This is a genomic window from Cryobacterium aureum (assembly GCF_002954245.1).
GTDB lineage: Bacteria > Actinomycetota > Actinomycetes > Actinomycetales > Microbacteriaceae > Cryobacterium > Cryobacterium aureum.
This window is the reverse complement of record NZ_PPTG01000002.1, coordinates 185344-206201: the sequence shown is the minus strand read 5'-3', so window position 1 is coordinate 206201 and position 20858 is coordinate 185344. Positions and strand designations below refer to the sequence as shown.

24 protein-coding genes, 1 tRNA gene and 2 pseudogenes are annotated in these 20858 nt (G+C 61.2%); 15 read left to right on the top strand and 12 right to left on the bottom strand.

What is annotated here, in order from left to right; genetic code table 11:
• Window positions 1-18 precede the first annotated feature (18 nt).
• The gene (locus tag CJ028_RS01850) at window positions 19-288 is read left to right on the top strand and encodes a hypothetical protein (protein WP_105033571.1); all 270 of its coding nucleotides are present in this window, start codon (window positions 19-21) and stop codon (window positions 286-288) included.
• Between the two features lie 60 nt (window positions 289-348).
• Here the strand turns inward: CJ028_RS01850 and arsA are convergent, their stop codons facing one another.
• Both arsA and arsD read right to left on the bottom strand, forming a co-directional pair.
• Window positions 349-2103, bottom strand: a complete 1755-nt coding sequence (gene arsA, locus CJ028_RS01845) for an arsenical pump-driving ATPase (RefSeq protein WP_105033570.1) — start codon at window positions 2101-2103, stop codon at window positions 349-351.
• A 4-nt stretch (window positions 2104-2107) separates the two neighbouring features.
• Window positions 2108-2500 (bottom strand): arsenite efflux transporter metallochaperone ArsD, encoded by a 393-nt coding sequence (gene arsD, locus CJ028_RS01840; RefSeq protein ID WP_105033569.1) that lies wholly within the window; start codon window positions 2498-2500, stop codon window positions 2108-2110.
• 96 nt (window positions 2501-2596) lie between these two features.
• On the opposite strand from arsD, the gene arsM reads away from it, so the two are divergent.
• The 5 genes from arsM to CJ028_RS01815 all read left to right on the top strand — a co-directional run bounded on the left by arsM (window position 2597) and on the right by CJ028_RS01815 (window position 7035).
• The gene (gene arsM, locus CJ028_RS01835) at window positions 2597-3361 is read left to right on the top strand and encodes an arsenite methyltransferase (RefSeq protein WP_105033568.1); all 765 of its coding nucleotides are present in this window, start codon (window positions 2597-2599) and stop codon (window positions 3359-3361) included.
• Window positions 3362-3408: 47 nt separating this feature from the next.
• Window positions 3409-3768 (top strand): hypothetical protein, encoded by a 360-nt coding sequence (locus CJ028_RS01830; protein WP_105033567.1) that lies wholly within the window; start codon window positions 3409-3411, stop codon window positions 3766-3768.
• Window positions 3769-3983: 215 nt separating this feature from the next.
• On the top strand, window positions 3984-5189 hold the full coding sequence (locus CJ028_RS01825) for a sensor histidine kinase (protein ID WP_105033566.1): 1206 nt from the start codon (window positions 3984-3986) through the stop codon (window positions 5187-5189).
• A complete protein-coding gene (locus CJ028_RS01820) occupies window positions 5186-5842 on the top strand; it encodes a response regulator (protein ID WP_105033565.1) in 657 nt (218 codons plus the stop codon). The genes CJ028_RS01825 and CJ028_RS01820 overlap by 4 nt, the downstream gene beginning before the upstream one ends.
• Window positions 5839-7035: a glycosyltransferase family 4 protein gene (locus tag CJ028_RS01815; protein WP_105033564.1), complete on the top strand. Its 1197-nt coding sequence runs from the start codon at window positions 5839-5841 to the stop codon at window positions 7033-7035. The genes CJ028_RS01820 and CJ028_RS01815 overlap by 4 nt, the downstream gene beginning before the upstream one ends.
• 300 nt (window positions 7036-7335) lie before the next feature.
• Here the strand turns inward: CJ028_RS01815 and CJ028_RS21865 are convergent.
• Window positions 7336-7605 (bottom strand): annotated as a pseudogene (locus CJ028_RS21865) (RNA polymerase sigma factor); the annotation flags it as partial.
• A 799-nt stretch (window positions 7606-8404) separates the two neighbouring features.
• Window positions 8405-8554 (bottom strand): hypothetical protein, encoded by a 150-nt coding sequence (locus CJ028_RS20870; protein WP_161498869.1) that lies wholly within the window; start codon window positions 8552-8554, stop codon window positions 8405-8407.
• A 693-nt stretch (window positions 8555-9247) separates the two neighbouring features.
• Between CJ028_RS20870 and CJ028_RS01795 the strand changes: the two genes are divergently transcribed.
• Together CJ028_RS01795 and CJ028_RS01790 are read left to right on the top strand one after the other, a co-directional pair.
• Window positions 9248-9583, top strand: coding sequence for an ArsR/SmtB family transcription factor (locus tag CJ028_RS01795; protein ID WP_105033562.1), 336 nt, complete (start codon window positions 9248-9250; stop codon window positions 9581-9583).
• A gap of 77 nt (window positions 9584-9660) precedes the next feature.
• Window positions 9661-10368 (top strand): NAD(P)H-dependent oxidoreductase, encoded by a 708-nt coding sequence (locus CJ028_RS01790; protein ID WP_105033598.1) that lies wholly within the window; start codon window positions 9661-9663, stop codon window positions 10366-10368.
• Window positions 10369-10666: 298 nt separating this feature from the next.
• On the opposite strand, the gene CJ028_RS01785 is transcribed toward CJ028_RS01790, so the two are convergent.
• The 5 genes from CJ028_RS01785 to CJ028_RS01770 form a co-directional block, all read right to left on the bottom strand.
• Window positions 10667-11110, bottom strand: coding sequence for a hypothetical protein (locus tag CJ028_RS01785; RefSeq protein WP_105033561.1), 444 nt, complete (start codon window positions 11108-11110; stop codon window positions 10667-10669).
• 12 nt (window positions 11111-11122) lie between these two features.
• A complete protein-coding gene (locus CJ028_RS01780) occupies window positions 11123-11632 on the bottom strand; it encodes an RNA polymerase sigma factor (RefSeq protein WP_205683913.1) in 510 nt (169 codons plus the stop codon).
• A gap of 587 nt (window positions 11633-12219) precedes the next feature.
• Entirely contained in the window at window positions 12220-12360 is a 141-nt protein-coding gene (locus tag CJ028_RS20865; protein ID WP_161498867.1) for a hypothetical protein, read from the bottom strand.
• A complete protein-coding gene (locus CJ028_RS01775; protein ID WP_105033559.1) occupies window positions 12357-12890 on the bottom strand; it encodes an RNA polymerase sigma factor in 534 nt (177 codons plus the stop codon). Before CJ028_RS01775 ends, CJ028_RS20865 begins: the two co-directional genes overlap by 4 nt.
• Window positions 12887-13426, bottom strand: coding sequence for a hypothetical protein (locus CJ028_RS01770; protein WP_129590350.1), 540 nt, complete (start codon window positions 13424-13426; stop codon window positions 12887-12889). The genes CJ028_RS01775 and CJ028_RS01770 overlap by 4 nt, the downstream gene beginning before the upstream one ends.
• Before the next feature lie 436 nt (window positions 13427-13862).
• On the opposite strand from CJ028_RS01770, the gene CJ028_RS01765 reads away from it, so the two are divergent.
• The 7 genes and pseudogenes from CJ028_RS01765 to CJ028_RS01735 form a co-directional block, all read left to right on the top strand.
• Complete coding sequence (locus tag CJ028_RS01765) at window positions 13863-14459, top strand: GNAT family N-acetyltransferase (RefSeq protein ID WP_105033597.1); 597 nt, start codon at window positions 13863-13865, stop codon at window positions 14457-14459.
• A gap of 273 nt (window positions 14460-14732) precedes the next feature.
• Complete coding sequence (locus CJ028_RS01760) at window positions 14733-15353, top strand: hypothetical protein (protein ID WP_105033557.1); 621 nt, start codon at window positions 14733-14735, stop codon at window positions 15351-15353.
• Between the two features lie 14 nt (window positions 15354-15367).
• Window positions 15368-15874, top strand: a complete 507-nt coding sequence (locus CJ028_RS01755; protein WP_205683912.1) for an RNA polymerase sigma factor — start codon at window positions 15368-15370, stop codon at window positions 15872-15874.
• A gap of 348 nt (window positions 15875-16222) precedes the next feature.
• Window positions 16223-16687, top strand: coding sequence for a GNAT family N-acetyltransferase (locus tag CJ028_RS01750; RefSeq protein WP_105033556.1), 465 nt, complete (start codon window positions 16223-16225; stop codon window positions 16685-16687).
• Between the two features lie 237 nt (window positions 16688-16924).
• Window positions 16925-17326, top strand: a complete 402-nt coding sequence (locus CJ028_RS01745) for a gamma-glutamylcyclotransferase family protein (RefSeq protein WP_105033555.1) — start codon at window positions 16925-16927, stop codon at window positions 17324-17326.
• A 1-nt stretch (window position 17327) separates the two neighbouring features.
• Window positions 17328-17921, top strand: coding sequence for an SGNH/GDSL hydrolase family protein (locus CJ028_RS01740; protein WP_105033554.1), 594 nt, complete (start codon window positions 17328-17330; stop codon window positions 17919-17921).
• A 128-nt stretch (window positions 17922-18049) separates the two neighbouring features.
• Window positions 18050-18274 (top strand): annotated as a pseudogene (locus CJ028_RS01735) (ATP-binding protein); the annotation flags it as partial.
• Window positions 18275-18604: 330 nt separating this feature from the next.
• On the opposite strand, the gene CJ028_RS01730 reads toward CJ028_RS01735, so the two are convergent.
• The 3 genes from CJ028_RS01730 to CJ028_RS01720 all read right to left on the bottom strand — a co-directional run bounded on the left by CJ028_RS01730 (window position 18605) and on the right by CJ028_RS01720 (window position 20820).
• Window positions 18605-19678, bottom strand: a complete 1074-nt coding sequence (locus CJ028_RS01730; RefSeq protein ID WP_105033553.1) for a tellurite resistance/C4-dicarboxylate transporter family protein — start codon at window positions 19676-19678, stop codon at window positions 18605-18607.
• Between the two features lie 363 nt (window positions 19679-20041).
• Window positions 20042-20117, bottom strand: a tRNA-Thr gene (locus CJ028_RS01725).
• Between the two features lie 46 nt (window positions 20118-20163).
• The gene (locus tag CJ028_RS01720) at window positions 20164-20820 is read right to left on the bottom strand and encodes a TetR family transcriptional regulator (protein ID WP_105033552.1); all 657 of its coding nucleotides are present in this window, start codon (window positions 20818-20820) and stop codon (window positions 20164-20166) included.
• Between the last annotated feature and the right edge of the window lie 38 nt (window positions 20821-20858).

Below are 20858 nucleotides of genomic sequence, written 5' to 3'. Positions count from 1 at the left end.
ATAGGTCAAACTAGACCAATGATCACCCTGCAGCAGGATGCCGATGGCTTCATCCGCATGAACCGGCACTTTCCCGACAACTCGCTCATCAGCATCAGCTTCACCGAGGGGACCTCGGAAGAGTTCACCGGAACCCAGCTGAACGCCATCTTCGACGACGCCCTGACCGAGTTTCGTGGCCAGAACCGTCTCGAGGGAGCCAAGGGCTTCTCCCGGGCGCCGGCCAAAACTGTGCATCCCACGAAGAACATCACCTTCGTGAAGGTGCACCCCAAAATGGCCTCCTAACCCCAACAGCTCCGGCCCGCGCACGCCCTAATACTGCCGACGCACCGAGTGGCGGCTCGCTCACACCGGCTGCGACTCCAGAGCGGTGAGCGCGGTGAGCCTGTCGATGCCGATCGGTTCCTCGGCAAGCAGCGGCACGATCGCCACCCGATCGGCGCGGGCGAACACTTCCGCGAGCTGGGCGGCCTCGTTGGCGGCGCGTGCCTGCAGAAAAGGCGTACCGGGGTGCGCGGCAGCGATGGAGTTGTTCACAACCCAGCCCCACGGCTGGATTCCGGCGCGAATGAGATCGTCCTGCAGGCTCTCGGCCTCGAGCACCGGCGTCGTCTCGGCCAGGGTCACCAGCAGCACCTTGGTCAGCGCCGGATCCTGCAGCCGCATCAACGGGGTCACGAACGACATGCCCTCGCCCATCTGGCGGGCGATTTCTCGGTGGTACGACCCCGTCGCATCGAGGAGCAGCAGGGTGTGGCCGGTCGGCGCGGTATCGACGACGACGAATTCGTGACGGGATTCGTGCACGGCCTTGGAGAACTGCCGGAATACCGCGACCTCGTCGGTGCACGGCGAGAGCAGGTCTTCGGCCAGGGCAGCCCGGCCATCCGCATCGAGGTTCTTGCCCTTGGTGGCCATGACATGATCGCGGTACTCGCGAATCGCCTGCTCAGGGTCGATGCGCGAAACGCGCAGCCCTGGCACGTTTCCGTGCAGGGTGTCGATCAGGTGAGCGGCCGGGTCCGTCGTGGTCAAGTGCACGGCGTGGCCGCGCTGCGCCAGGGCAACGGCAATCGCCGCAGCGATCGTCGTCTTGCCAACGCCGCCTTTTCCCATGCAGAGGATCAGCCCGTGCCCGGTCAGTTCGAGCTCGTCGATGAAGTGGCCGAGCGGGGCATCCGCCACATCGACCGGAGCCTGCGCGTGCGCCGGGCCATCGCTGCCCTGAAACAGGGTGCGGAGCGCGTCAACGCCCACCATGTTGCCCGCTTTGAGCTCGAGAATGTCCCTCGGCAAGGCCGCCAGACGTGCGGGAATACCGCTCAGCGCAGCCGCCTCCCGATTGCGCACCGCTACCGCTATCGGCTCGGTTCCCGCCCCCGTCGGCAGCGCACCATTGATCACGACGTAGCCGCCCAGAATGCCGATCTGCTCCAACTCGCCGAAGGTGCGATCGATTTCGGCCACAGCGGATGCCTGCGCCCGCGCCACCAGCACCAGTCGCGTACGCGCGGGGTCGGCGAGGGCTGCGACCGCAGCGGCGTAGACCGTCTTGTGCTTCTCCAGCCCGGACAGCGGGCCGAGGCACGACGGATCGCCCTTGCCCGCGTCGAGAAACTCGGTCCAGGAACCGGGCAGCTGCAGCAGGCGGATGGTGTGGCCGGTCGGCGCGGTGTCGAAGACGATGTGGTCGTAGGTCGCCAGCAGGCTGTCGTCGGTGAGCAGGTTCGTGAACTCGTCGAACGAGGCCACCTCCGTGGTGCAGGAGCCCGACAAACCCTCGGCAATGCTCGCGAGTTCGCGTTCCGGCAGGAGCCCCCGAACCGGGGCGATGATGCGTTCGCGGTAGGCATCCGCTGCCTGCTCCGGGTCGATTTCGAGCGCGCTCAGGCCCGCAATCGCGGCAATCGGAGTGACCGTATTGCCGATCGTGACGCCGAACACCTGCCCGATATTGGAGGCCGGGTCGGTACTCACCAGCAGAACCCGGCGCCCGCGCGAGGCTAGCTCCATGCCGGCGGCACAGGCAACGGATGTCTTTCCCACGCCGCCCTTGCCGGTGAAGAACAGAAAGCGGGGCGGGTTTTGCAGAAACTTCATGGTGCTAGCAGCAGCCGGTGGCGCCGCAGCATCCGCTTGCAGATTTCTCGGTCAGGCCGAGCTGGGGTCGCTCGGCTGGCTCACTCGTTACCGGAGCGAGGCCGGCAAAGACGAGCAGCTGTGCCTTCGAGGGGTAGGTGCCGGTCGCGACGGTGACGCCGTCGACGACGGTGAGCGGCAGTCCGGTCGAACCGACGACGTGCATGAAGGCGCGCACAGTCTCATCCGTGGTGAAGGCGAGCGGGTCAGTGGCCAGATTGTGGCGCGCAATGTCAGCGCCAAGGTCCTGCAGACTGCGCACGGTCGCGGTCACCTCCACCAGGGACTGGTCGAGGTCGACACCACAGACGCCGGTGTCGCAGCACAGTGCCGGTTCGTAGATTCGGATGGCAGCCATGTCGATCTCCCTCAAAAGTTTAGACGTCACTCGCTATATCGATCAGTATCAATGTAGCAGTAGGCTGGTGCCGCCACCTACCGAAAGGATCAACCGATGACCGAGAAATCTGAGATCACCGAGCTCGTTCGCGAGCGTTATGCGGCGGCAGCGTTGCAGCTGAGCGATGTCTCGAGCACGTCCTGCTGCGTGCCCACCGACCTGGGCAACGGAAACGTGTTCGGGTCCGTGCTGTACACCCAGGGGGAGAACGACGAGATCCCCGAGGAAGCGTTTCTGGCCAGCCTGGGCTGTGGCAACCCGACGGCGGTCGCTGACCTGCGCCTGGGCGAAACGGTGCTCGACCTAGGCTCCGGAGGCGGCATCGACGTGCTTCTCTCCGCCCGCCGCGTGGGCTCGACCGGCTTCGCCTACGGTCTCGACATGACCGATGAGATGCTCGCACTCGCCCGGGCCAATGCGGCTAAGGCCGATGTCACAAACGTCGAGTTCATCAAGGGTCAGATGGAAGCCATCCCCCTGGCCGATGACAGCATCGACGTCATCATCTCCAACTGTGTGATCAACCTGTCCGCCGACAAGAATGCCGTGATCTCCGAGATGTTTCGGGTGTTGAAGCCCGGCGGGCGCCTCGGCATCTCCGACGTCGTGGCCGAAAACCACCTGAGCGTCGAGGATCGCATTGCGCGAGGCAGCTACACCGGCTGCATTGCCGGTGCCCTCTCGAACCAGGAATACCTCGATGCGCTGGCCGCGGCGGGCTTTGTCGACGGGGCCGTGGAGTACACCCACGAGGTCGCCGCCGAAATGCACGGAGCCATCGTGAAGGCCATCAAACCTGCCGTGACCGCCCGGAGCTGACGCCGCTGCGCTGGACAATCCCCGTGCCCGCGGCCATACTCAAACCCATGGGGGCTATATCGAGTACGACGCAGCGCAGCGCCCTGCAGTGGGCGGCGCTGAATCTTGGAATCGTTGTTCTGGCACTTGGATTGGTCTGGCTGTTCAGATTCAAATCTACGATCTGCGCCATCTCCAGCTTTGCACCGTGCCCCGGACCGGAGGCGAGGTTGCTTCCCGCCGTGGTGTCATCGGTCGTTCTGATTCTGTTACTGTGTGGCGCAGTGGTCGCCGGGTATGTCGTGCCGAGTGATCAGCGCCTCACAGTTATGAGCTGGGTAGCCCTGCTCCTGGCCGTCGTGGGGCTTGTCGGCAGCCTCGTCGTGTTGTTCTCTGCCGGTTTCGTCGTCTGGCCGGTGTGGGCATGACGGGCACAAGATGGCAATCACCCCGCGGCTGATGCCGAGTAAGCCCGAACCCCACCGCCTCAGCCGGTCCATTCCGGCCGGCCCGCGCTCTATGCACTGTTGATCGATTCCAAGCGGCCACCACGACCGTGATCACGAATGAATCTATTCCTCCTTTGGGAGGATATTTCCAAGGTCGAACGAAGTCTGAACATTCACGCCCGTACTGTTGCCCTATGAGACACACCCTCCGGATCGCGAAGACTGCATTCTTGCCCGTGGCGGGAGCGACTTTCACCCTGCTCTGGATCATCGGAGCGGCGAACACTATTTCGGCGGCTCTACCTGTCGAGTGGATCCCCTATGCGGCGCTGGGGCTGGCCATCGCTCTGGGCCGATTATTGCCCGTCAGCGCACTGGGCCTCGTCGTGGCAACGGTATTGACCCAACTTCTCCTTCCGGGGTGGCGATTCCTTGAGACCAATACGGCCGCGTACCTCGGCATCGTGTTCGTCATTGGGATCGTCGCCGCATTCGCCCCAAAACGCATCCGAATGCTCGCCCTGGCGATGAGCGCCCTCGTGGGTCTCGCCGTCGGCGCGATCGCTTCCCCCCGTTGGCAGATCGCCTCAGACGTTTCAGGCCCGATCGCATCGATGGTGTTGGCGACGGTCGTTTTCGTCGTGGCCTGGGCGCTGGGATTCGCCGTGCATCTATTTCTAGAGAGAGACACGGGGCTACACCGGGCACGCCTACTTGAGGACGAGGTTGTCGCCGCCGAGCTCGAGCTCGCCATCGCGATTGAGCGCGACCGCACGGCACAGGACGTGCACGACATCATGGCGCACTCCCTATCAGTCATCGTCGCTCAGGCAGACGGGGCGCTGTTTCTGCAAGATCAACGTCCGGAAGCCACCTCGGAGACGCTCCGGACCATAGCTAAGTCGGGGAGGGAGTCGCTGGGCGAGCTGCGCGTACTGCTGCAATCGCTGTCGACCTCTCCAGAGGGGCATTCATACCCCTCGTTGACAGATGTGGACGACCTTGTAGAACGCATGAGGAAGTCGGGGCTGAACGTGACCGATGTTACGTTCGGCGAGGCAAGTCCACTGACGGCGGGGCAACAATTGGCCGTCTACCGCATCCTGCAGGAGAGTTTAACAAACGCCCTAAAACACGGCTGCGGTCCTACGATTGTGCGGATCACGCGCGATTGGCGCGGCCCGGGCCTAGCCCTCAGCGTTGTCTCGACTGCTTCACTGGACCTGGCTAAATCTCCGCCACGGCACTTCTCACGGGGAATCACTGGAATGACTGAACGTGCACGTCTCGCGGGAGGCTGGCTGGCCGCGGAATTAGACGACGAGGATCCCCGACGGTTCATTGTCACAGCGTTCATTCCCACTATGCCCGTACACGAGGATGCGACGACCCCACGATGAGCCTGATCCGCGTGGCCATCGCCGATGACCAGAAACTTTTCTGCTCTGGAATCCAGATGCTTATCGAATCGCAACCCGATCTCGAGTTCGTCGGTGCTGCGTACGACGGCGAAGCGATCGTCGAGCTCGCGCTGTCTCAGAAGGCCGACATCGTCCTGATGGACATTCGTATGCCAATCGCGAACGGAATCACCGCGACCGAGATTATCTGTGCGCGGGCTTCGGGTGACGCACCCAAGATCATCATCCTCACTACTCACGAACGCGACGTCGCCGTGCTGCAGGCGATCAACGCTGGAGCGAGCGGATTCCTCCTCAAAGACGCCAACCCCGCATTCTTACTCGAAGCCATCCGCACCGTCCATGGCGGCCAATCGGTAATCGCACCACGAGACAGCGTCGCCGTTATCAAGGACCTCATTCCCACCGAGAATAAGCGGGCAGACTATGCGGCGATCAGTCACCTGTCCGCGCGTGAAAAGGAGATCTTTCTGCTGGCCGCGCGCGGGCTGAGTAATAGCGACATCGCGACGACCGCCTTCATATCGGAGACCACCGTCAAGAGCCACGTTTCCAGCATTTTTTCAAAACTCACCCTGAGCTCGCGCTTACAGATAGTGGCCTTCGCTTACGAGAATGGACTGCTGCGATGACCATGAGCATCCTGCTCGTGATCGACTACAAGCTCGAATACATGGGCGGTGCCCAAACGGCATTCCTGCAGCAGGCACGCGCTCTGGCCGCGGCCGGGCATACTGTGACCATCGCGGCTCCCGACGCCTGCTCCCAGCTCGACCTCGCCGAGGCGGGCGTGACCTGCTGGGACTCTCCAGTCACCTTCGTGGTCCCGGGCGCCAACCTGCCAATCGTCGGCAATACGGCCCGAACCCAATCTCTCCTAGACCGGCGGATGGCCGAATGGCAGACCGATCTAGTCATTACGCATTCAGAATTCGGTCTCGCCGCCGCAGTGCTGACAGTTGCCGCGAAACGTGGCATCCCGAGCATGCACGTCGTCCACACCTTTTTCTGGCGCGGCCCCCGAATCGCAGCCTTGGCCGCGCCGCTAGTCACCGCAGTTCATGGCTGGGCGACAGGCCTAGCCCCGTCACGGCGACGTCTGGCACCTCGACGCCTGGATAGCGCGCTGCGTGGGATGACTTTGAGCGTGGCGCAGGCCGCTGACTTGGTGATCTCGCCCTCCCACCATCAGGCTTCGGTGCTGCGCGCGGCAGGATTGCAGAACGTCACGGTGATCTCCAACACCAGCGAGTACCTCCACAGCCGGCCACTCATCAGCTCATCGACCGGTCCACTCCGGCTCGTGTGGGCGGCACGGTTCGCCCCGGAGAAAAGACTCAACGTCGCGCTTTCAGCCATGGCGATAGTGGAGAGCGTCCTGGGGTCCGGCGTCGTACAGCTCGACGTCGCCGGCGGTCGCGCGTCTGGTGCGCCTTGCGCTTCTGTCATCTTCCACGGACGTGTATCGTCCGCTGGTGTCACTCAGCTGCTCGCTTCGGCTCATGCCGCCGTCATCACGTCCAATGGGTTCGACAATCAGCCAATGATCGCTATCGAAGCGTTCAAAGCCGGTCGACCCGTGATCGTCTCCGACCCTACCCTCGCCACCGAATTCGGTATCGCTGCCATCGCAGCGACCGACACTACCGCCGAGGGCCTTGCACGCACCATCATTCGGCTCGCACGGGACCGCGACCGGTTGCGTGAGCCAGCGGCCGGTGCGAAATGTTACTCAGCACGGGCCAGCGCACCACAACACGCCCGCAACATTAGACAAGCACTCCTACGTGTTAACGCCGACCGAAAACAGGGCCAGTATCGCTGATCGAACACTGCGGCCGCCCTCGCTGAACGCTCCGAGGTTGGGTCCGGAGTAGTTGAACCTGACGAAGACCCCATCCGCTTCGCAATCCGCGACCAGCCGCCCCGAGCGAAGTCGGTGTTCATCTCGGTCGTGCTCATCAGCAGTTCCCTTCTACAGCAGGATGGATTGTCGGGCGGTGGTCACGCGAGTCGACGCGGATTCGGTGAGTCGTTCCTTGGTCTCCAGTGCAGCTTCATCCAGCGGTGCCATTGCTTCGACTCTGGGTAGAGTCCGGAGTACTCGCTCATATCTCGCCCGTGCCCGCAAGGAATTGCGCGAAAGGTTGAGGGTCGTGACGAGGAGCCACGGAAGCACCGATCCGTGAACCAGTCCCACCGTTCGTCGCTTGCGCCACAGTTCAAAGAACGCGCCCGCCGCGACGTCTTCTGCGTCGTGCGTGTTCGACACCAAACCGAACGCACGGCGGTAAATACGAGCCTGGTGGAGGTCAAATAAGAGGCTGAACGCTAGACCATCGTCGTGGCGTGCGCGCTCCGATAGCGTGGCTTCGGTGTTCTCGGGATATTGCATCAGACTAGGAAGTGTCCTTTGAGTCCCGAACTGTCTCAGATCTCTCGAAGAATGTTGTTTCAAGCTGGCGAGTTGAGTGCGAACCGCTGTCCGGGCCGGTCGATGTGGACTTGCCCTCGGTCAGTGGACACCAGTTCCGATCCCGATAGGCAACGGGCGCTGCGGGTGGTCAGCTTGGCGTCGAGGGCGCTGCTGCTCAGCGACGCGTCCTGAAACGAGCGGTGCCCGAAAGGGGAACGCCAGCCCGGACAAGGCGGACTTTCGGTGCAGGTTCAGGAACTCGGGCGAGAACTCACCGTCCAGTCACAGAATAGTGGCGTTCGATTCCTGAGGTCGCATGACCCCAAGCGCTGCCGGCGACCCGTTCTTGGTGAGCCTCGAAGGCGGCGGCGTGCTCGAAGCGCTCCTCGACCTGCCAGATCAGCGGATTGCTCGTCGTGGTGACGCTGAAGAAACTGCATCCCTGTTCAGAGTGAGTCAGGAAAAGGTGCAGCGGCAGGTGATCCCGTACCAAGTGGTCGCTTGGTCGTCGGTGCGGCAAACAAGCTGTCCGCTGACGCGCACCTCAGCGCCGCATGCCAGGTGGGCAGATCTCGCGACTCTGGCCGAGCCCACGCCTGAATCTGCTTCGGCGAGTAGTCAGCGGCAGCCGTCTCGGTCACCGCCACAAGGAATATGGCCAAAGTGTCTGCGGCATCCGCTTGACCATAGGGACGGATTACAACGGCTAGCGTATCGGTGCCCTTGTTCGATTCCACAGAACTAGCATCTCACCGTTACTGGCCTGACCTTGCGGCCCCTACGTATACAGGCCGAAGAAGACGGCCGCGGCGAGGCCGAAAGCATAGCCCCAGAAGTCGAAGTACCCACCGGGTCCCGTGATGAGCACGACGCCGATGAGGGCGGCGATGGCGCAGAGCCCCTCTCGGATCCGCCTGGACGCCAGCAAGGCTACGAGGCACGGGCCGAGGAATTCCAGCGTTACCGCGACCCCCAGGGGGATGCGATCGATAGCGGCATAGAGACTCTATGTTCATGGCTGCCATGGCTGCCATGGCTGCCATGGCAATGCCATAAATGACGACTCCAGCCCAAGCTGAACGGGTGCGGCCGCGAAGTTTGGGTCGGACAATGGCCAACAGAATGATCGCGGCGATCAGTAGACGCAACGAGCTGACCGCAAACGGTCCCAGCGTCGAAAACAAGCTTGCGGAAATTGCAGACGAGGTCTGGATGCCAATTGACCCGATAGCGATCAAACCCATGGCTTGCAAAATCGGTCGGCGTCCGATCGCTTGACCTGGTGATGCCGCCATGACGGTCACGATGTCGAAACACCAGACCAGGGGCGAGACGCCATGTCACTCCGATGCGGAGACACGCGTACTGAATTTGGCTTAGCGTCATCCACAGTAATGAAAGTGTTGGGCCTTCCGCGGTCACAACATTCACGACGGCCATTCCTCGTCAGCGGGCAGCCATTAGAAGTTTCTTGAAGTGATCACGACGGAGGCGATCCCCATGGACTGCTATGGCAATTTCGTTGCGATGGAGGCGTGCGGTATTGCCGGAGAAATCTCATGATAAATATGTATGCTCAGAGCGAGATATCGAAGAATGTCGACACGTTGGACGGAAGTACATGCAGTCGGATCCGGGTCCCACCCCAGATGAAAACTTGGTTGAGGTTTTCAAGGCCCTGGGTAATCCGATTCGACTCCGAATACTTCAATGGTTGAAGAATCCTGAGGTCGATTTCGCCGACTACGAGCCGATCGCTGACCGCGCTGAAGTCGGCGTGTGCGTGAGTCATATTCAAGCGAAAACCGGGTTGGCGCAGTCCACCATCTCGGCCTACATGGCTGTCCTCGAACGAGCTGGTCTCGTCACGCCGACCCGGATCGGCAAGTGGACGCACTACCGGCGGAATGAATCGCAGATTGAAAAGCTCGTGAGTGCCTTGGGACGAGAGCTCTAAAGCTCAAATAGTTTGCTTCCTTCTGCTCACAACCTTCGTCGTATCGTTATTATTCGATATGACGATACGATATGCGTATGAACTCACTTCCGGATGCAGCCGAGCACACTGTGAAACCAACCGCCTTGATAGTGCACGCTCATCCCGAACCCCAGTCGTTTAGTAATGCGCAGATGCGGTCTGCAAGATCATCCCTGCAGGACCAGGGCTACGACGTTAGAACAATAAATTTGCATGAGAACGGCTGGTCACCTGTGCTCGATCGCTCAGGGTTCCCGTCGGCGTCGACATACTTCAAACCGCAGGTCGAACAAATGGCCGCAGCAAACGCTGGAGCTCTCGCGCCTGAAGTTCGCGCAGACCTCGACGCGCTATTTGATGCCGATCTCCTCGTGCTGTCGTTCCCTCTTTGGTGGTTCTCCCTCCCCGCCATTCTCAAAGGGTGGATTGACCGAGTCTTCGTCATGGGAGCTGTTTTCGGCGGCGATCACGGACTCTTCGACCAGGCTGCCCTTGCAGGTCACAAAGCAGTCCTGCTCATAACCACCGGAGGTTCGTCAGACTCGTTCGGTGAGGGCAGCCGATTCGGAGTCCTCGACACGCACCTATTCCACATACATTTCGGGATGCTTCGCTTCGTCGGCTACGAGGTACTGGAACCGATCGTCACGTACGGGCCAGCTCACCTCGACGCCGATAATCGTAAAGCCGCGCTCTCCGCAATTCATGACGAGTTCGAACAGATTGCCACACGATCCTTGCTGTCGTTCACTTCGCCGGCCTGACCCAGTTTCTTAGCAGAGTTCCGAAAGACACGACCCGCCCTTCAGAGCTCCGCAAATTGACTTTCTCAAACGAATGAAGTCTGGCGTCACGACGCGAGAAGCTCTCCGCAGAAGTTTCGTAAGGGGAACGACTTACGGGACACATGAGGCGGTAGCTGAGCACCGGCGAGCATGCGTTCACTGTCAACCAGGGAGGCCTGCGCGGCCAGGCGCTCGTCGTGTGTGATCCAGATCAGGAGAGATCGATCGAGCCACCCGCCAAACTGTCGAAACTGAGTCCACGGCGAGGGGATACGGGTCAGTTTGGAATGCCCATGATCGGCTCCCCTACGTCGGCAGATATTTCCTCCTGGCACAACGAGATCGCGCGGCCGGCTTCACCCTGGGTGTCCTGAAGGAGGTGACTGGACACGACGGTGTGAGTAGAAGTGTCGAAGCCCCAACTCTCGATGATGGGAGCCCCTTCGGCAGGGCTAAGAATCTGGGCGTCCCATCCAGATGCCTGGATGCAATCGGCGAAGTCCTCGGCGTAGACCGTCTTCACAACGCCTTCGAGGTCGACATACTGGGGGAAAAAGGCCGTGGCAGCTCCGTTGCCGGCAATGCCGAGAACCATCAGGGCTCCGGCTCCTATTCCGACGCGAGCCATGTTGCGGCGACGTTCGATGGTGCGGCGCACACTACGTTCAGCGGTTGCGATGGTCGATTCAATCTGTGCCTGGGTGGGGGGTGCGATGTTCATGCCGTGCTCCTTTTACTGGTTTTCGATTCGTGCGGCACCCAAGTGGATGCGGGTGCGCTGGATGCGTTTGCGCGCGGCCGCGGGCGATATACCGAGGGCCGCCGCGGCTGCGGCGTAGCTCTCTCCTTCGAGGAGGCATCGTTCAATCAACTGCCTATCGATCGGGCCGAGCGCACCAATCTCTTCCCTTACCCAGTTCAGCTCGTCGATTGCTGACGCCGGAGCACCCGTGCTTGTGGCAGTCTCCGCGGTGTCGAGTGGAAGCGTGCGACGAGCGCGGGATTTCCTGTTCGAGTTGTACGCCGTGAACCGGCAAGTAGTGAGCAACCATGGGAGCAGTGACTCACTTGCCAGCACGATCTTGTGTCTTCGCTTCCACATCACCAGGAAGGTCTCCTGTAGAAGATCGTCGGCTTGGTGCGCTTCGTCCGCCAACGCCCAAGCAAACCGGTATACAGCCGGTCCGTGCCGCGTCATAAGCTCGGAGAAGGCGGCTTTGTCGCCGCGGTTGAGGCTCGTCACGAGCTCATGGTCAGAATCTGAATTCAAGGTGGACCTCCACCTACACAGTGTCAGCGAAACACGGGTTTGTGACACGCGGTCGACTTCCATTTCATCAGCGGCGGCTCGTTGAGTTGGCTCAGCATCGTCCCAATAACTCGATCGAGGCCATGCCGCCGTGCCAAATAACTAAAGACCGTTATCTAGTGCCGCGGTTGACACTCATCAATCGACCAGTGCGAAGGAACCGTAGAAAAGGTAGAGGCAGTAGGACCGTAAGCCAGACGTCCTGGGCCGGTCGACCGTTTCTCCTCAGGGCTCCAGCATGGTCCTGCGCGAACATTGACAGCTGTTGTCCACTGCGTCGACAGCAACATGAACACGGTCCACGCCCAAGGATGGCACCGCCCGTGCCAGTGAGCCTAGAAAGGCGCATCTGCGCGAGACGTCATTTGGGATGACATCGTCGACGATCGACGTTAACCGCTTGAGACGTCCGCAAGCGGAACCGCCAGCGGGACAGGGCCGAGGCTGGTCCGCTCCGTAGTGCGTAGTGCGTAGTGCGTAGTGCGTAGGCAGGAATTACCCGACGAATCGTACGAGGCATCTCACCATGTCGCGATGACGATGGAGACGGTGGCGGGTAGGTCGAGGTCATCCGGGCGAATTGAGCCGTCCCCAGCAGCGTCAGTCGGGTTCAGTGACGCGGGTTGGCTCGGCAGCGTGGGCTGGTTTCGCGGTGACGTCATGGTGTCGCGCCGAGTGTTTCGCGGAGTCGGGCGCGTGCCCGCGAGTAGCGTGCTCGCGCGGCATCCGGTCGTATGCCGAGGATTTGGCTGGCGTCGGCAACCGAGAATCCTTCCCACGCAACCAGCAGAACCAGCTCGCGGTCGTGATCGGTCAGGCTGCCGAGTGCTGTTCGAAGCTCGATGTCGACGTCAGGACCGGGGAAGACCTCCTCGCGAACGACGACGCGTAGCCGGTCGGCCAAGGCCGTGTGGCGGCGGCGACCACGTCGTGTCGTGTGGAGAATCTTGCGTGCCACGCCGAAAGCGTATCGTCGAGCATCTTCGGCGGCGGCCGGCACCGCGCGCTCCTTCCGCCACAGAACGAGCAACGTCTCAGCTACCGCGTCTGCGGCATCCTCACGATCATCTAACCGGTTCAAGAAATAGCCGAGGAGGTCCGGGATCAGTTCCCGCATAACGTCCTGAAGGGGCACGGCCAGCGCAACCTGCTCCACGAATACGAGCCCACCGGTGCCCTCAACGGTGCTCACCGTGCCTCAGAGATGTATTTAGTGAAGAGCTCCGTGATGAGAGCCTCACGGTCGATGCCATCCCAGGCCGGATTACCGTCGTACTGTGCGGCGGCCTGCGCGACCTCAGCGTCGCCGTCGGCCATTTCAGCTACGAATCCGGCCATCAAATTGGTGATACCACCGCCGTCCGTGGCCACAATGGCCGGCCAGGTCGGAGTGTCCTCCAACACAGCAATGGCGGCCGCCATCCGGGCTTCATCGCCCGCATCGTGGGCGGCGATCCATTCACCCATCCACGCGGTGTATACGACGGTTTCAAAACTGCGCCGCACGTTAAGCTCGGTGGTCAGCGCAGGAGTGGCCATCTGCTGCGCTACGACCTGGGCAATAACCCCTTGTTGAGTCTGACCGGGCGCGAGCGGAAGCCACAGAGGATAGATCGAGGCCGCGTATTCGGGGAAATCGAATGCGGCGGTATCGATCATTTCCTCGCTCGGACTGGCGACACTATCCAAAGGCGGATTCAAAACAGTTTGCGCCAGAAACTTCTGCACAATGTCAGCGGTTGCGGGCCCAGCCACGATACCGCTGACCACTATCGCACCAGCCGCTGTTACGGCCGTGACCCGCGTTCGGAGTGTTCGGCCCCGAGCCGTCGCACGCGCATCGGAAATAAGCGCAGATACCACTCCAGAGGGAAGGATATCGCCGCGTATTTCTACTCGACCACTCCGCAGTCGCCCGTCAAGTTCATCATCAGTGATTGCCATGAACCTCGTCCTCTCATCAGCCTTATACCTAGAACATGACCGGCCGAGGTCAAAGTGTGACAGTCACCCATGAAATCGACGAAAAAAACTTCCCGTCTCGACGGGGAACCCTGGCCGGACATCAAAACCGCGTGGATTTCAGCGCTGTCAGCTTAGGCAATGGATCGGTGGCGTGCCAGGTCAGACACGGATGGCGGTTATGGTCGTGCATGATGGGCGAATGGCCAATGCAGGATTCTTTGCCGATAAGCCCACCCTCGCAGGAGAGCGCGGTCTCTTGCGCTCGTTCGAGGCAGGAGACATTGACGCCATGGGCGCCATCCTTGCCGACCCCGAGGTGCTCACTCTCACGGGAAGCGTTCACACCACAAACGAAGCACATGGACGCACGGCCATCCTCGACTCGGCAACGCGCCAGTGGTATGAGACAAGAGCGGAGCAACCTGGCCGTCTGGACCTCGCGATCATCGAGCAGGCATCGTCCGCTTGCGTGGGCGAAGTGGTCCTTAATGAACTCAGCCCGGAGAACGACAGCTGCAGCTTTCGCATTCTCATCGGCCCCGCAGGGCGCGATCGCGGTCTCGGAACCGAGGCAACACGGCTCATCATCCGACATGCGTTTCGAACCACGACACTGCACCGAATCGAGCTTGAGGTCTTTGCTTTCAATCCCCGTGCCCAGCACGTGTATGAACGCAGCGGTTTCACACTCGAGGGCAGGCGTCGCGATGCTCACAAATTCGACGGCGAGTACGTCGACGCACTCACGATGTCGATCCTCAGGTCTGAGTACCTCGACGCAGACGGACTCAAGTAGAAGTCCCGCATGCAAGGCAGCTCGGGCTACAAAGCGCCCGCATGGCGAACCCTCTGCGGGATGGGAACCTTCGAGTCCATGCGCCCGGGTCAAAACAACATCCAGTGCTTATGTGCAGTCTGGGGGCCACGACGCGGGATGCTTGATCCTCTGCCAGTCCGGCGACAGCGAGTCAGGCAGCTCGATGAAGATTTGCCAATTTTCGAATGTCATGGACGTTTTGTTTTCCCGCAGACATGTAGGTAGTGAGAGCATCACTGACGGGAGAGCCACATGGATGACGAAGAGCTGATGGGCCGCCTGTCGGCCACACGCCCCTCAATTGCGCCGCGAAGCGGTCCGCTGCACGCAGCCCTGGAGGAGGTCGTCACGGACAGCCGGCACCAGCGTCGGCGGCGCAAACGCTTCGTCTTCACAGGGGTCACACTCTCCGTGATTCTCCTGGGCGGTGGGTCCGCTGCGATCGCGTCGCCGTCGGTGCTCACGTGGCTGGGGTTCGTCCCCGATAAGACTCTCCAGCACTTTAATGCTGCCGGCGACTTCTGCGCAGCCGGGATCATCATTCATCCCGAAGGGGTACCCGTGAGTGATCCGTCCTTCCTGGCCGCGCGCGCCATTCTGCTGGACATCAACTTCGACGCGCTGGTGATTCCCGAGGACATCGGAACCGATCAGGGCTATTCAGAGCGGGAAGCGGCCAAGATCGAATCCATTGCGCAATGGAACGCGGCCAACCCTGACGCGACGATGCAGCCCGGGCCTCCTGACCCAGAAACCGACATGCTGTTTGACACGGCGTACCGTCTGATCACGGATGGTGTGACCAGCCAAGGCTTGGACACCAGCAGCTTCTCCCTCGAGGGCGCCGGTGAGTGCGACGCGGTCTCTCCGTGACGCGCGCGGGCGGTGTGGACCGCTTGGACGCGCTCATTCGAGCCAATGCATCCGATATTCTCGCCTATCTCGAGCGGAGGATCGATCCGCGGGCGGATGCTGCCGACGTACTGAGCGAAACCTTCATAGTTGCGTGGAAGAAGGAGCGGCAAGCTCCCACGGATGAAATCGGCGGCCGTATGTGGTTATTTGCGATCGCTCGGAACATACTCCTGAACGCGCGCAGATCAACGCGTCGACGACTCGCGGCCACAGACCGTCTACGCCTCGAACTCGCGCAGACACCCACGGGGCGGGGCGCGGACGCTGCCGACCCGCTCGACGTTCGCGGTGCAGTCACGCAACTCCCCATCGATCTTCGCGAGCTGGTGGAACTCGTCCACTGGGACGGATTCAGCATCAGCGACGCCGCCCAGATAACGGGCATATCGGCATCAACAGCGCGATCCCGGTACGCCTCCGCCAAAGAGCGTCTCCGCACCGTCCTTGTGGTGCAGCCCGAGAAATTCACCCGTCGATGACGACACAGGCCAGATTGCAAGGAGGATCGATTGCGGAATGACGCACCAACCCACGTGGGGCCTAACGATATTTCGCTTCCAGCTACCGAAGTGGTTAACCTCACAGACCTCGTCGACGCGCTGCTCCGTGCAGCGCGCTCGGAGGCCGAACGCGCGTAGACCACTAGCTGGCACTGCTCGGCCAAACCACGGACCAGGCGGACAAAGATGCTCGCTGGCGGTCCGTTCCGTTCCGGGAACCCTTTACGGGCGCCCGTACCCCCGGGCCTGCCGACGATGGAAGCGTGGCCAGAAGAGCCCGAATGGGAGCGAAGGCGGGAGCGGAATGCGCGCAGATACTCTGGGACGATGATTACAAACGATTCGGTTTCTATCCGCGCGGTCCAAACCTCAGACTCGTCCCAGTGGGCTGAGCTCTATCGGGGCTATCGAGACTTCTACGAGCTGTCTCCCGATGACAGCATCGTTGAGCGTGTCTGGACCTGGATAAATGACGACTCGAATGAAGTCAATGCCTTTGTCGCCACCTCCGGGGATCGACTCGTGGGGCTCGCGCACTACCGTCGATTTTCTCGTCCCTCAACGGGCAGCGTGGGTATCTACCTCGACGATCTGTTCACGGACACGAGCGCTCGGGGAGCCGGCGTCGGGCGCTCGCTACTGAGTGAGCTCTCCGCGCTGGCCGAACGCGAAGGACGCTCAGTCGTTCGCTGGATCACGGCAGAAAACAACGCTCGGGCCCGCCGTCTCTATGATTTGACCGCCACGTCTACAAAGTGGGTTACGTATGATCTTGCGCCAGGGGCACTATGACAGCGCGCCATCGCTGTCCTCCTCGATTCTGCAAAACGCATGACCGAGTGCGACTGGGAGGACGCCGCCGTCTCGCTCGAATACTCGCGGCCCGCCGCCGCTTCGCCGACGCGCCTTAATTTTCGGGCCTCTGTTTAGGGGCCTCTTGAAAGAGGTCTTGCACCCGCCACTGCGTTGGCTAGCTGATAGCGTGATTTCGGATATCGCAAGTCAACCAATATCGTCAGGGGTCTATTCGTGGTGCAACGGCTTTTTTCGTATGGAACGCTTCAGCTTGCGGAAGTACAGCTCTCAAATTTCGGTCGGACCTTCACCGGCACGCACGACCGGCTTCCCGGATTCGAGCTGGCATACCTGCAGATCACTGATCCTGCCGTAATTGCAATAAGCGGCACGGATTCTCATCCGATCCTCCGGTCCTCTGGAGAGTCGTGCGCATTCGTGGCGGGTGAAGTGTTTGAACTCTCGGACGAGGAACTCTCTGCCGCCGATGCGTACGAGGTCGGAGAGTATGCACGCGTGCTGCTGACCCTCGAGTCAGGAACGCAGGCGTGGGTTTACGCGGACGCCCGAGGTCCGAACGAAGATTCGTCCTCAACGTCCGGCAGTTTAACCAAGCTGATGGACGACATCCGCTAACGTGCGTGCCCACCGAATCGTACTCGTCGGCGACAGCATTGCTTACGGACGGGGAGACCCGCACGGCGTCGGTTGGAGTGGGCTGTTACAGCGAGAGCATGTCGCGCAGGATCCAGAGAGCAACCGCTACTTCAATCTGTCGATACCGGGTATTGGGTCAGCTGAAGTGCGCCGGATCGTACAGTCGGAGGTTCCGTTTCGAAGCCCCGACCTCGTCGTATTGGCCTATGGCATCAATGACGCTCGACGCGTGGGGTCACGATCGGGGCCCTACCCGTTGACGCTGGAGCACGCTGCCGATCTCTTCGCTTCCAATGTTCGGGACATCAGATCGCTCGGAAGCGAGGTTCTCGCCGTCGGTCTAATGAAGCCTGACACTTCCCGCACTATGCCCATCTTTGGAGACTTTTTCGACACCGGTCCGGCACTGGACCTTGAAAGGCGACTTGCGGATGTCTGCAAACAATTGGCAGTACCGCGGGTAAACCTGTGGAGCCTGTTTGACGGCCATCCCGGCCAGCTCATTGATGGGCTACATCCCGACGGCACTGGCCATCAAGCGATCTACAACGCTGTCCGCCAGAAACTGGTCTAAGCACCATCTACTGTCGTGGGATGGATAGCCGCGGCATTCCAGAGACAGCCGAGGAGGCCCTCATGAATATGAGCATGAACGCGAACTGAGCGCACTATCACGGCGCGGACTTTTGCTGTCCGCGCGGAGACGCGGCGGACCTGTTCTTTCAACTCGTCTCTAGTCGCTATGAACACGCATCGCTGATCATGACGAGCAACCTGCCCTTCGCCCGCTGGGGCGACGTCTTCGGAGACCTCACCATCGCCTCCGCCATGATCGACCGCATCGTTCACCACGCCGACGTCATCAGCCTCAAAGTCAACAGCTACCGCCTCAAGCAACACCAACCCGCCACCACTACGGCACACTAGAACCACACGAAAGTGGCCCTATTTTCAGTTGGCAGAAATGGCCCAATTTTCGGTCGGCGTTGACACGGACCGACACGGCTCGGCGCTACTCTTCCACCCCACTTTCGAGGAGCTCACCGAGCCTGACTTGCTCATCATCACGGGCCTGCCTGTCTGCATTACAGACACACGCCGAGATGCCCCTTCTGGCCCCATGAAAGTCGGCCAAGGGGCCAAAGATGGCTTCTCGCATGCAAACGGATTCTCGCGCACGGTTCGCGTTCCATCTCAGGTCGAAACGGCACCCTCTCGCCGGAATAGACCCGGCGGACTTTAGCCCCCTCGCGACGGCTACCGACCGGCGTTCTCGTGCCGTCGGGCATCACGTCGGACGCGACCTGCCCGGATCGGTTGGCGCGCCATCGCTGTGAAAACGAGGAGCCATACGACCAGCGCAGCCCACAGCGTGACGGTACCAATCTGACCGACGAGCGGCAGCGTGTCGGCCTGACCCAGATAGATTCCGGCGACGGCATACATTCCGACGGGGAACGCGATGCTCCACAGTGTCGCTTGATAGCGCAGTGGTACGTGGCGTTTAAAGTGACGCCAAATCCCCACGGCGATGAGTACGGGGATGAGCCAGGTCGCGAAGGCCCAGAACATCACGGATATGCCGCCGACCAGTCCGCGAGTCGCGCTTACCATCGGAGCATCCGCCATTTCGACGATGCGGGCGCCGGCCAGAACTGTGATCGCGCAGGCGCCCATCGATACCCAGTATGGCGGATCGAGATCTTCCGGCCGCAGTGGGTAGAGCATCAGTCGCAGTGAGACGAACACCCCAGCGGCTCCATAGAGGAAGATGCCGACCGACCACGACAATACGGCCAGCACCGCGAGCAGCGCCCTGGCATCGCCCGCGACTGGTTCGAGCGCCGCTGCCACGACGGCGACCGACTGGCTCGCAACGACCCAGATAAACCAGGTTCCGTTTGCCGACCCCAGTACCGGGCGTGCCGTGCGGCCCAGTACGGCGAGCCAGGGCACCGCGTAACCGAGCACGACCCAGGCCACACCAGACATGCCCAGGAGCACCGTTGCCGCAAGAAACCAACCTTCCACGGCCAAACGCGCAGCCAGCACATTGGTGCCGGCGACGAAGGTGAAGAACTGGAATCCCCGGTTCGGGTCGTGCAGGTCATCGAGAAAGTCTGATCGGAACGCCACGAACCGCCATGCAGTCAGCACCAGGAGCGCCAGATAAGCTCCGGCGCAGACCACCAGGAGCGCGTAGCTGAGGCCTGCGACCCCGATCAGGTTCATGCCGATCGAGAGGATGCCGGTGGCCATGACCATGGCGAAATATCCAGGTGGCATCGTGCGTACGGCGGCGCGCACTCGCACACTTCGTTCCGACGCCATTATCACAGGCTAGCCCTTCGAGCGGAACTCGCGGCTCTCGCGCTGACCCGGAGCCGGACTCAATCCATATCAAGTGGACCAGCGGAGACGGCCAGGTGGTGGCGAACACCACGGAACAGCCCGGATCGGTATCCGTAGCGACCGCCCGCCAGACAACAGCCAGAAACCGCAACTCAGACGCGCGCAAGGTACATGACCATGCCGTATTCATTTACCGGCTCGAAGGCGTCCAGGTCTCAGGCCCCGGGGTGAAGTCGCCCTCAATAGACGCGCATTTAAAACAAACGTGGGAAAATCCGGCGAATCTGGAGAAACATACCGCGGATCTTGTTTTTAGAAAATCTATCTGACCAGCAAAGTTAGTGGAGCCGCCTGTCAGAATCGAACTGACGACCTTCTCATTACGAGTGAGATGCTCTACCAACTGAGCTAAGGCGGCGATACCAGAATGCCCCATAAAGCACTCGGTGACACAGCAGCCAAGCTTAGTCGTTTCTGCGAGTGATTCTGTACACCTCGGCGAACGAGGCGTCCACGCGTTCCGACAGCGGGCTGGCACCGTCGCCCTCGGCCCAGCACCGCCAGGCATGACGGATGGCGGCCACGGCCACCAGAGTGTACAGAAGGGCGCGCTGGTTCAGCCCGGCGGGATCGTCGCCGAGAGCGGTGTCAGCGGCGATAGCGGGGGCATCCGCTTTGAAGCGTTGCTCGATGATCTGCTGCAAATGGTTTTCAAAATCGCGCAAGGTGGCCATGCGCATGCCGAATAGGTAGGTGTTCTCCTTCATGACCTCGCGTCGCAGCTGGTGGATCTCACGGTCAGCCTCGGTAGGCTGCAGGCTTTTGGAGAGCAACATGGCCAGATCGGCCAGCACGTCGTTGTCGGGACCGCCAGAGACAAACACTTCGATATCTTCAGCGGATGCCATTCCCGGCGCATCCCCGATGAGGGAGGCATCTTTGGAGGGGAAATAGTTGAAGAACGTGCGCGGGGACACGTTGGCGACCCGACTAATGTCTTCGACGGTGACGTGGTCGATGCCGCGCTCGCTGGACAGGGTCAGCACGGCGTGCTGGATAGCCCGCCGGGTGGCGAGGCGCTTGCGCTCGCGCAGTCCGGGCAGTCTAGTATCGATCGACATGCCGTAATTATTTCACAGCCCGCAAAAGGGCACCGGCA

Bases quoted from the DNA above. Each gene is read 5' to 3' on its own strand.
- CJ028_RS01830 (WP_105033567.1), top strand. From the start codon at position 3,409: ATGGGGGCTATATCGAGTACGACGCAGCGCAGCGCCCTGCAGTGGGCG.
- CJ028_RS20865 (WP_161498867.1), bottom strand. From the start codon at position 12,360: ATGACGTCACCGCGAAACCAGCCCACGCTGCCGAGCCAACCCGCGTCA.
- CJ028_RS01825 (WP_105033566.1), top strand. From the start codon at position 3,984: ATGAGACACACCCTCCGGATCGCGAAGACTGCATTCTTGCCCGTGGCG.
- CJ028_RS01760 (WP_105033557.1), top strand. From the start codon at position 14,733: ATGGATGACGAAGAGCTGATGGGCCGCCTGTCGGCCACACGCCCCTCA.
- CJ028_RS01790 (WP_105033598.1), top strand. From the start codon at position 9,661: ATGAACTCACTTCCGGATGCAGCCGAGCACACTGTGAAACCAACCGCC.
- CJ028_RS01765 (WP_105033597.1), top strand. From the start codon at position 13,863: ATGGCCAATGCAGGATTCTTTGCCGATAAGCCCACCCTCGCAGGAGAG.
- CJ028_RS01750 (WP_105033556.1), top strand. From the start codon at position 16,223: ATGATTACAAACGATTCGGTTTCTATCCGCGCGGTCCAAACCTCAGAC.
- CJ028_RS01820 (WP_105033565.1), top strand. From the start codon at position 5,186: ATGAGCCTGATCCGCGTGGCCATCGCCGATGACCAGAAACTTTTCTGC.
- arsM (WP_105033568.1), top strand. From the start codon at position 2,597: ATGACCGAGAAATCTGAGATCACCGAGCTCGTTCGCGAGCGTTATGCG.
- arsA (WP_105033570.1), bottom strand. From the start codon at position 2,103: ATGAAGTTTCTGCAAAACCCGCCCCGCTTTCTGTTCTTCACCGGCAAG.
- CJ028_RS01850 (WP_105033571.1), top strand. From the start codon at position 19: ATGATCACCCTGCAGCAGGATGCCGATGGCTTCATCCGCATGAACCGG.
- CJ028_RS01730 (WP_105033553.1), bottom strand. From the start codon at position 19,678: ATGGCGTCGGAACGAAGTGTGCGAGTGCGCGCCGCCGTACGCACGATG.
- CJ028_RS01815 (WP_105033564.1), top strand. From the start codon at position 5,839: ATGACCATGAGCATCCTGCTCGTGATCGACTACAAGCTCGAATACATG.
- arsD (WP_105033569.1), bottom strand. From the start codon at position 2,500: ATGGCTGCCATCCGAATCTACGAACCGGCACTGTGCTGCGACACCGGC.
- CJ028_RS01795 (WP_105033562.1), top strand. From the start codon at position 9,248: ATGCAGTCGGATCCGGGTCCCACCCCAGATGAAAACTTGGTTGAGGTT.
- CJ028_RS01785 (WP_105033561.1), bottom strand. From the start codon at position 11,110: ATGAACATCGCACCCCCCACCCAGGCACAGATTGAATCGACCATCGCA.
- CJ028_RS01720 (WP_105033552.1), bottom strand. From the start codon at position 20,820: ATGTCGATCGATACTAGACTGCCCGGACTGCGCGAGCGCAAGCGCCTC.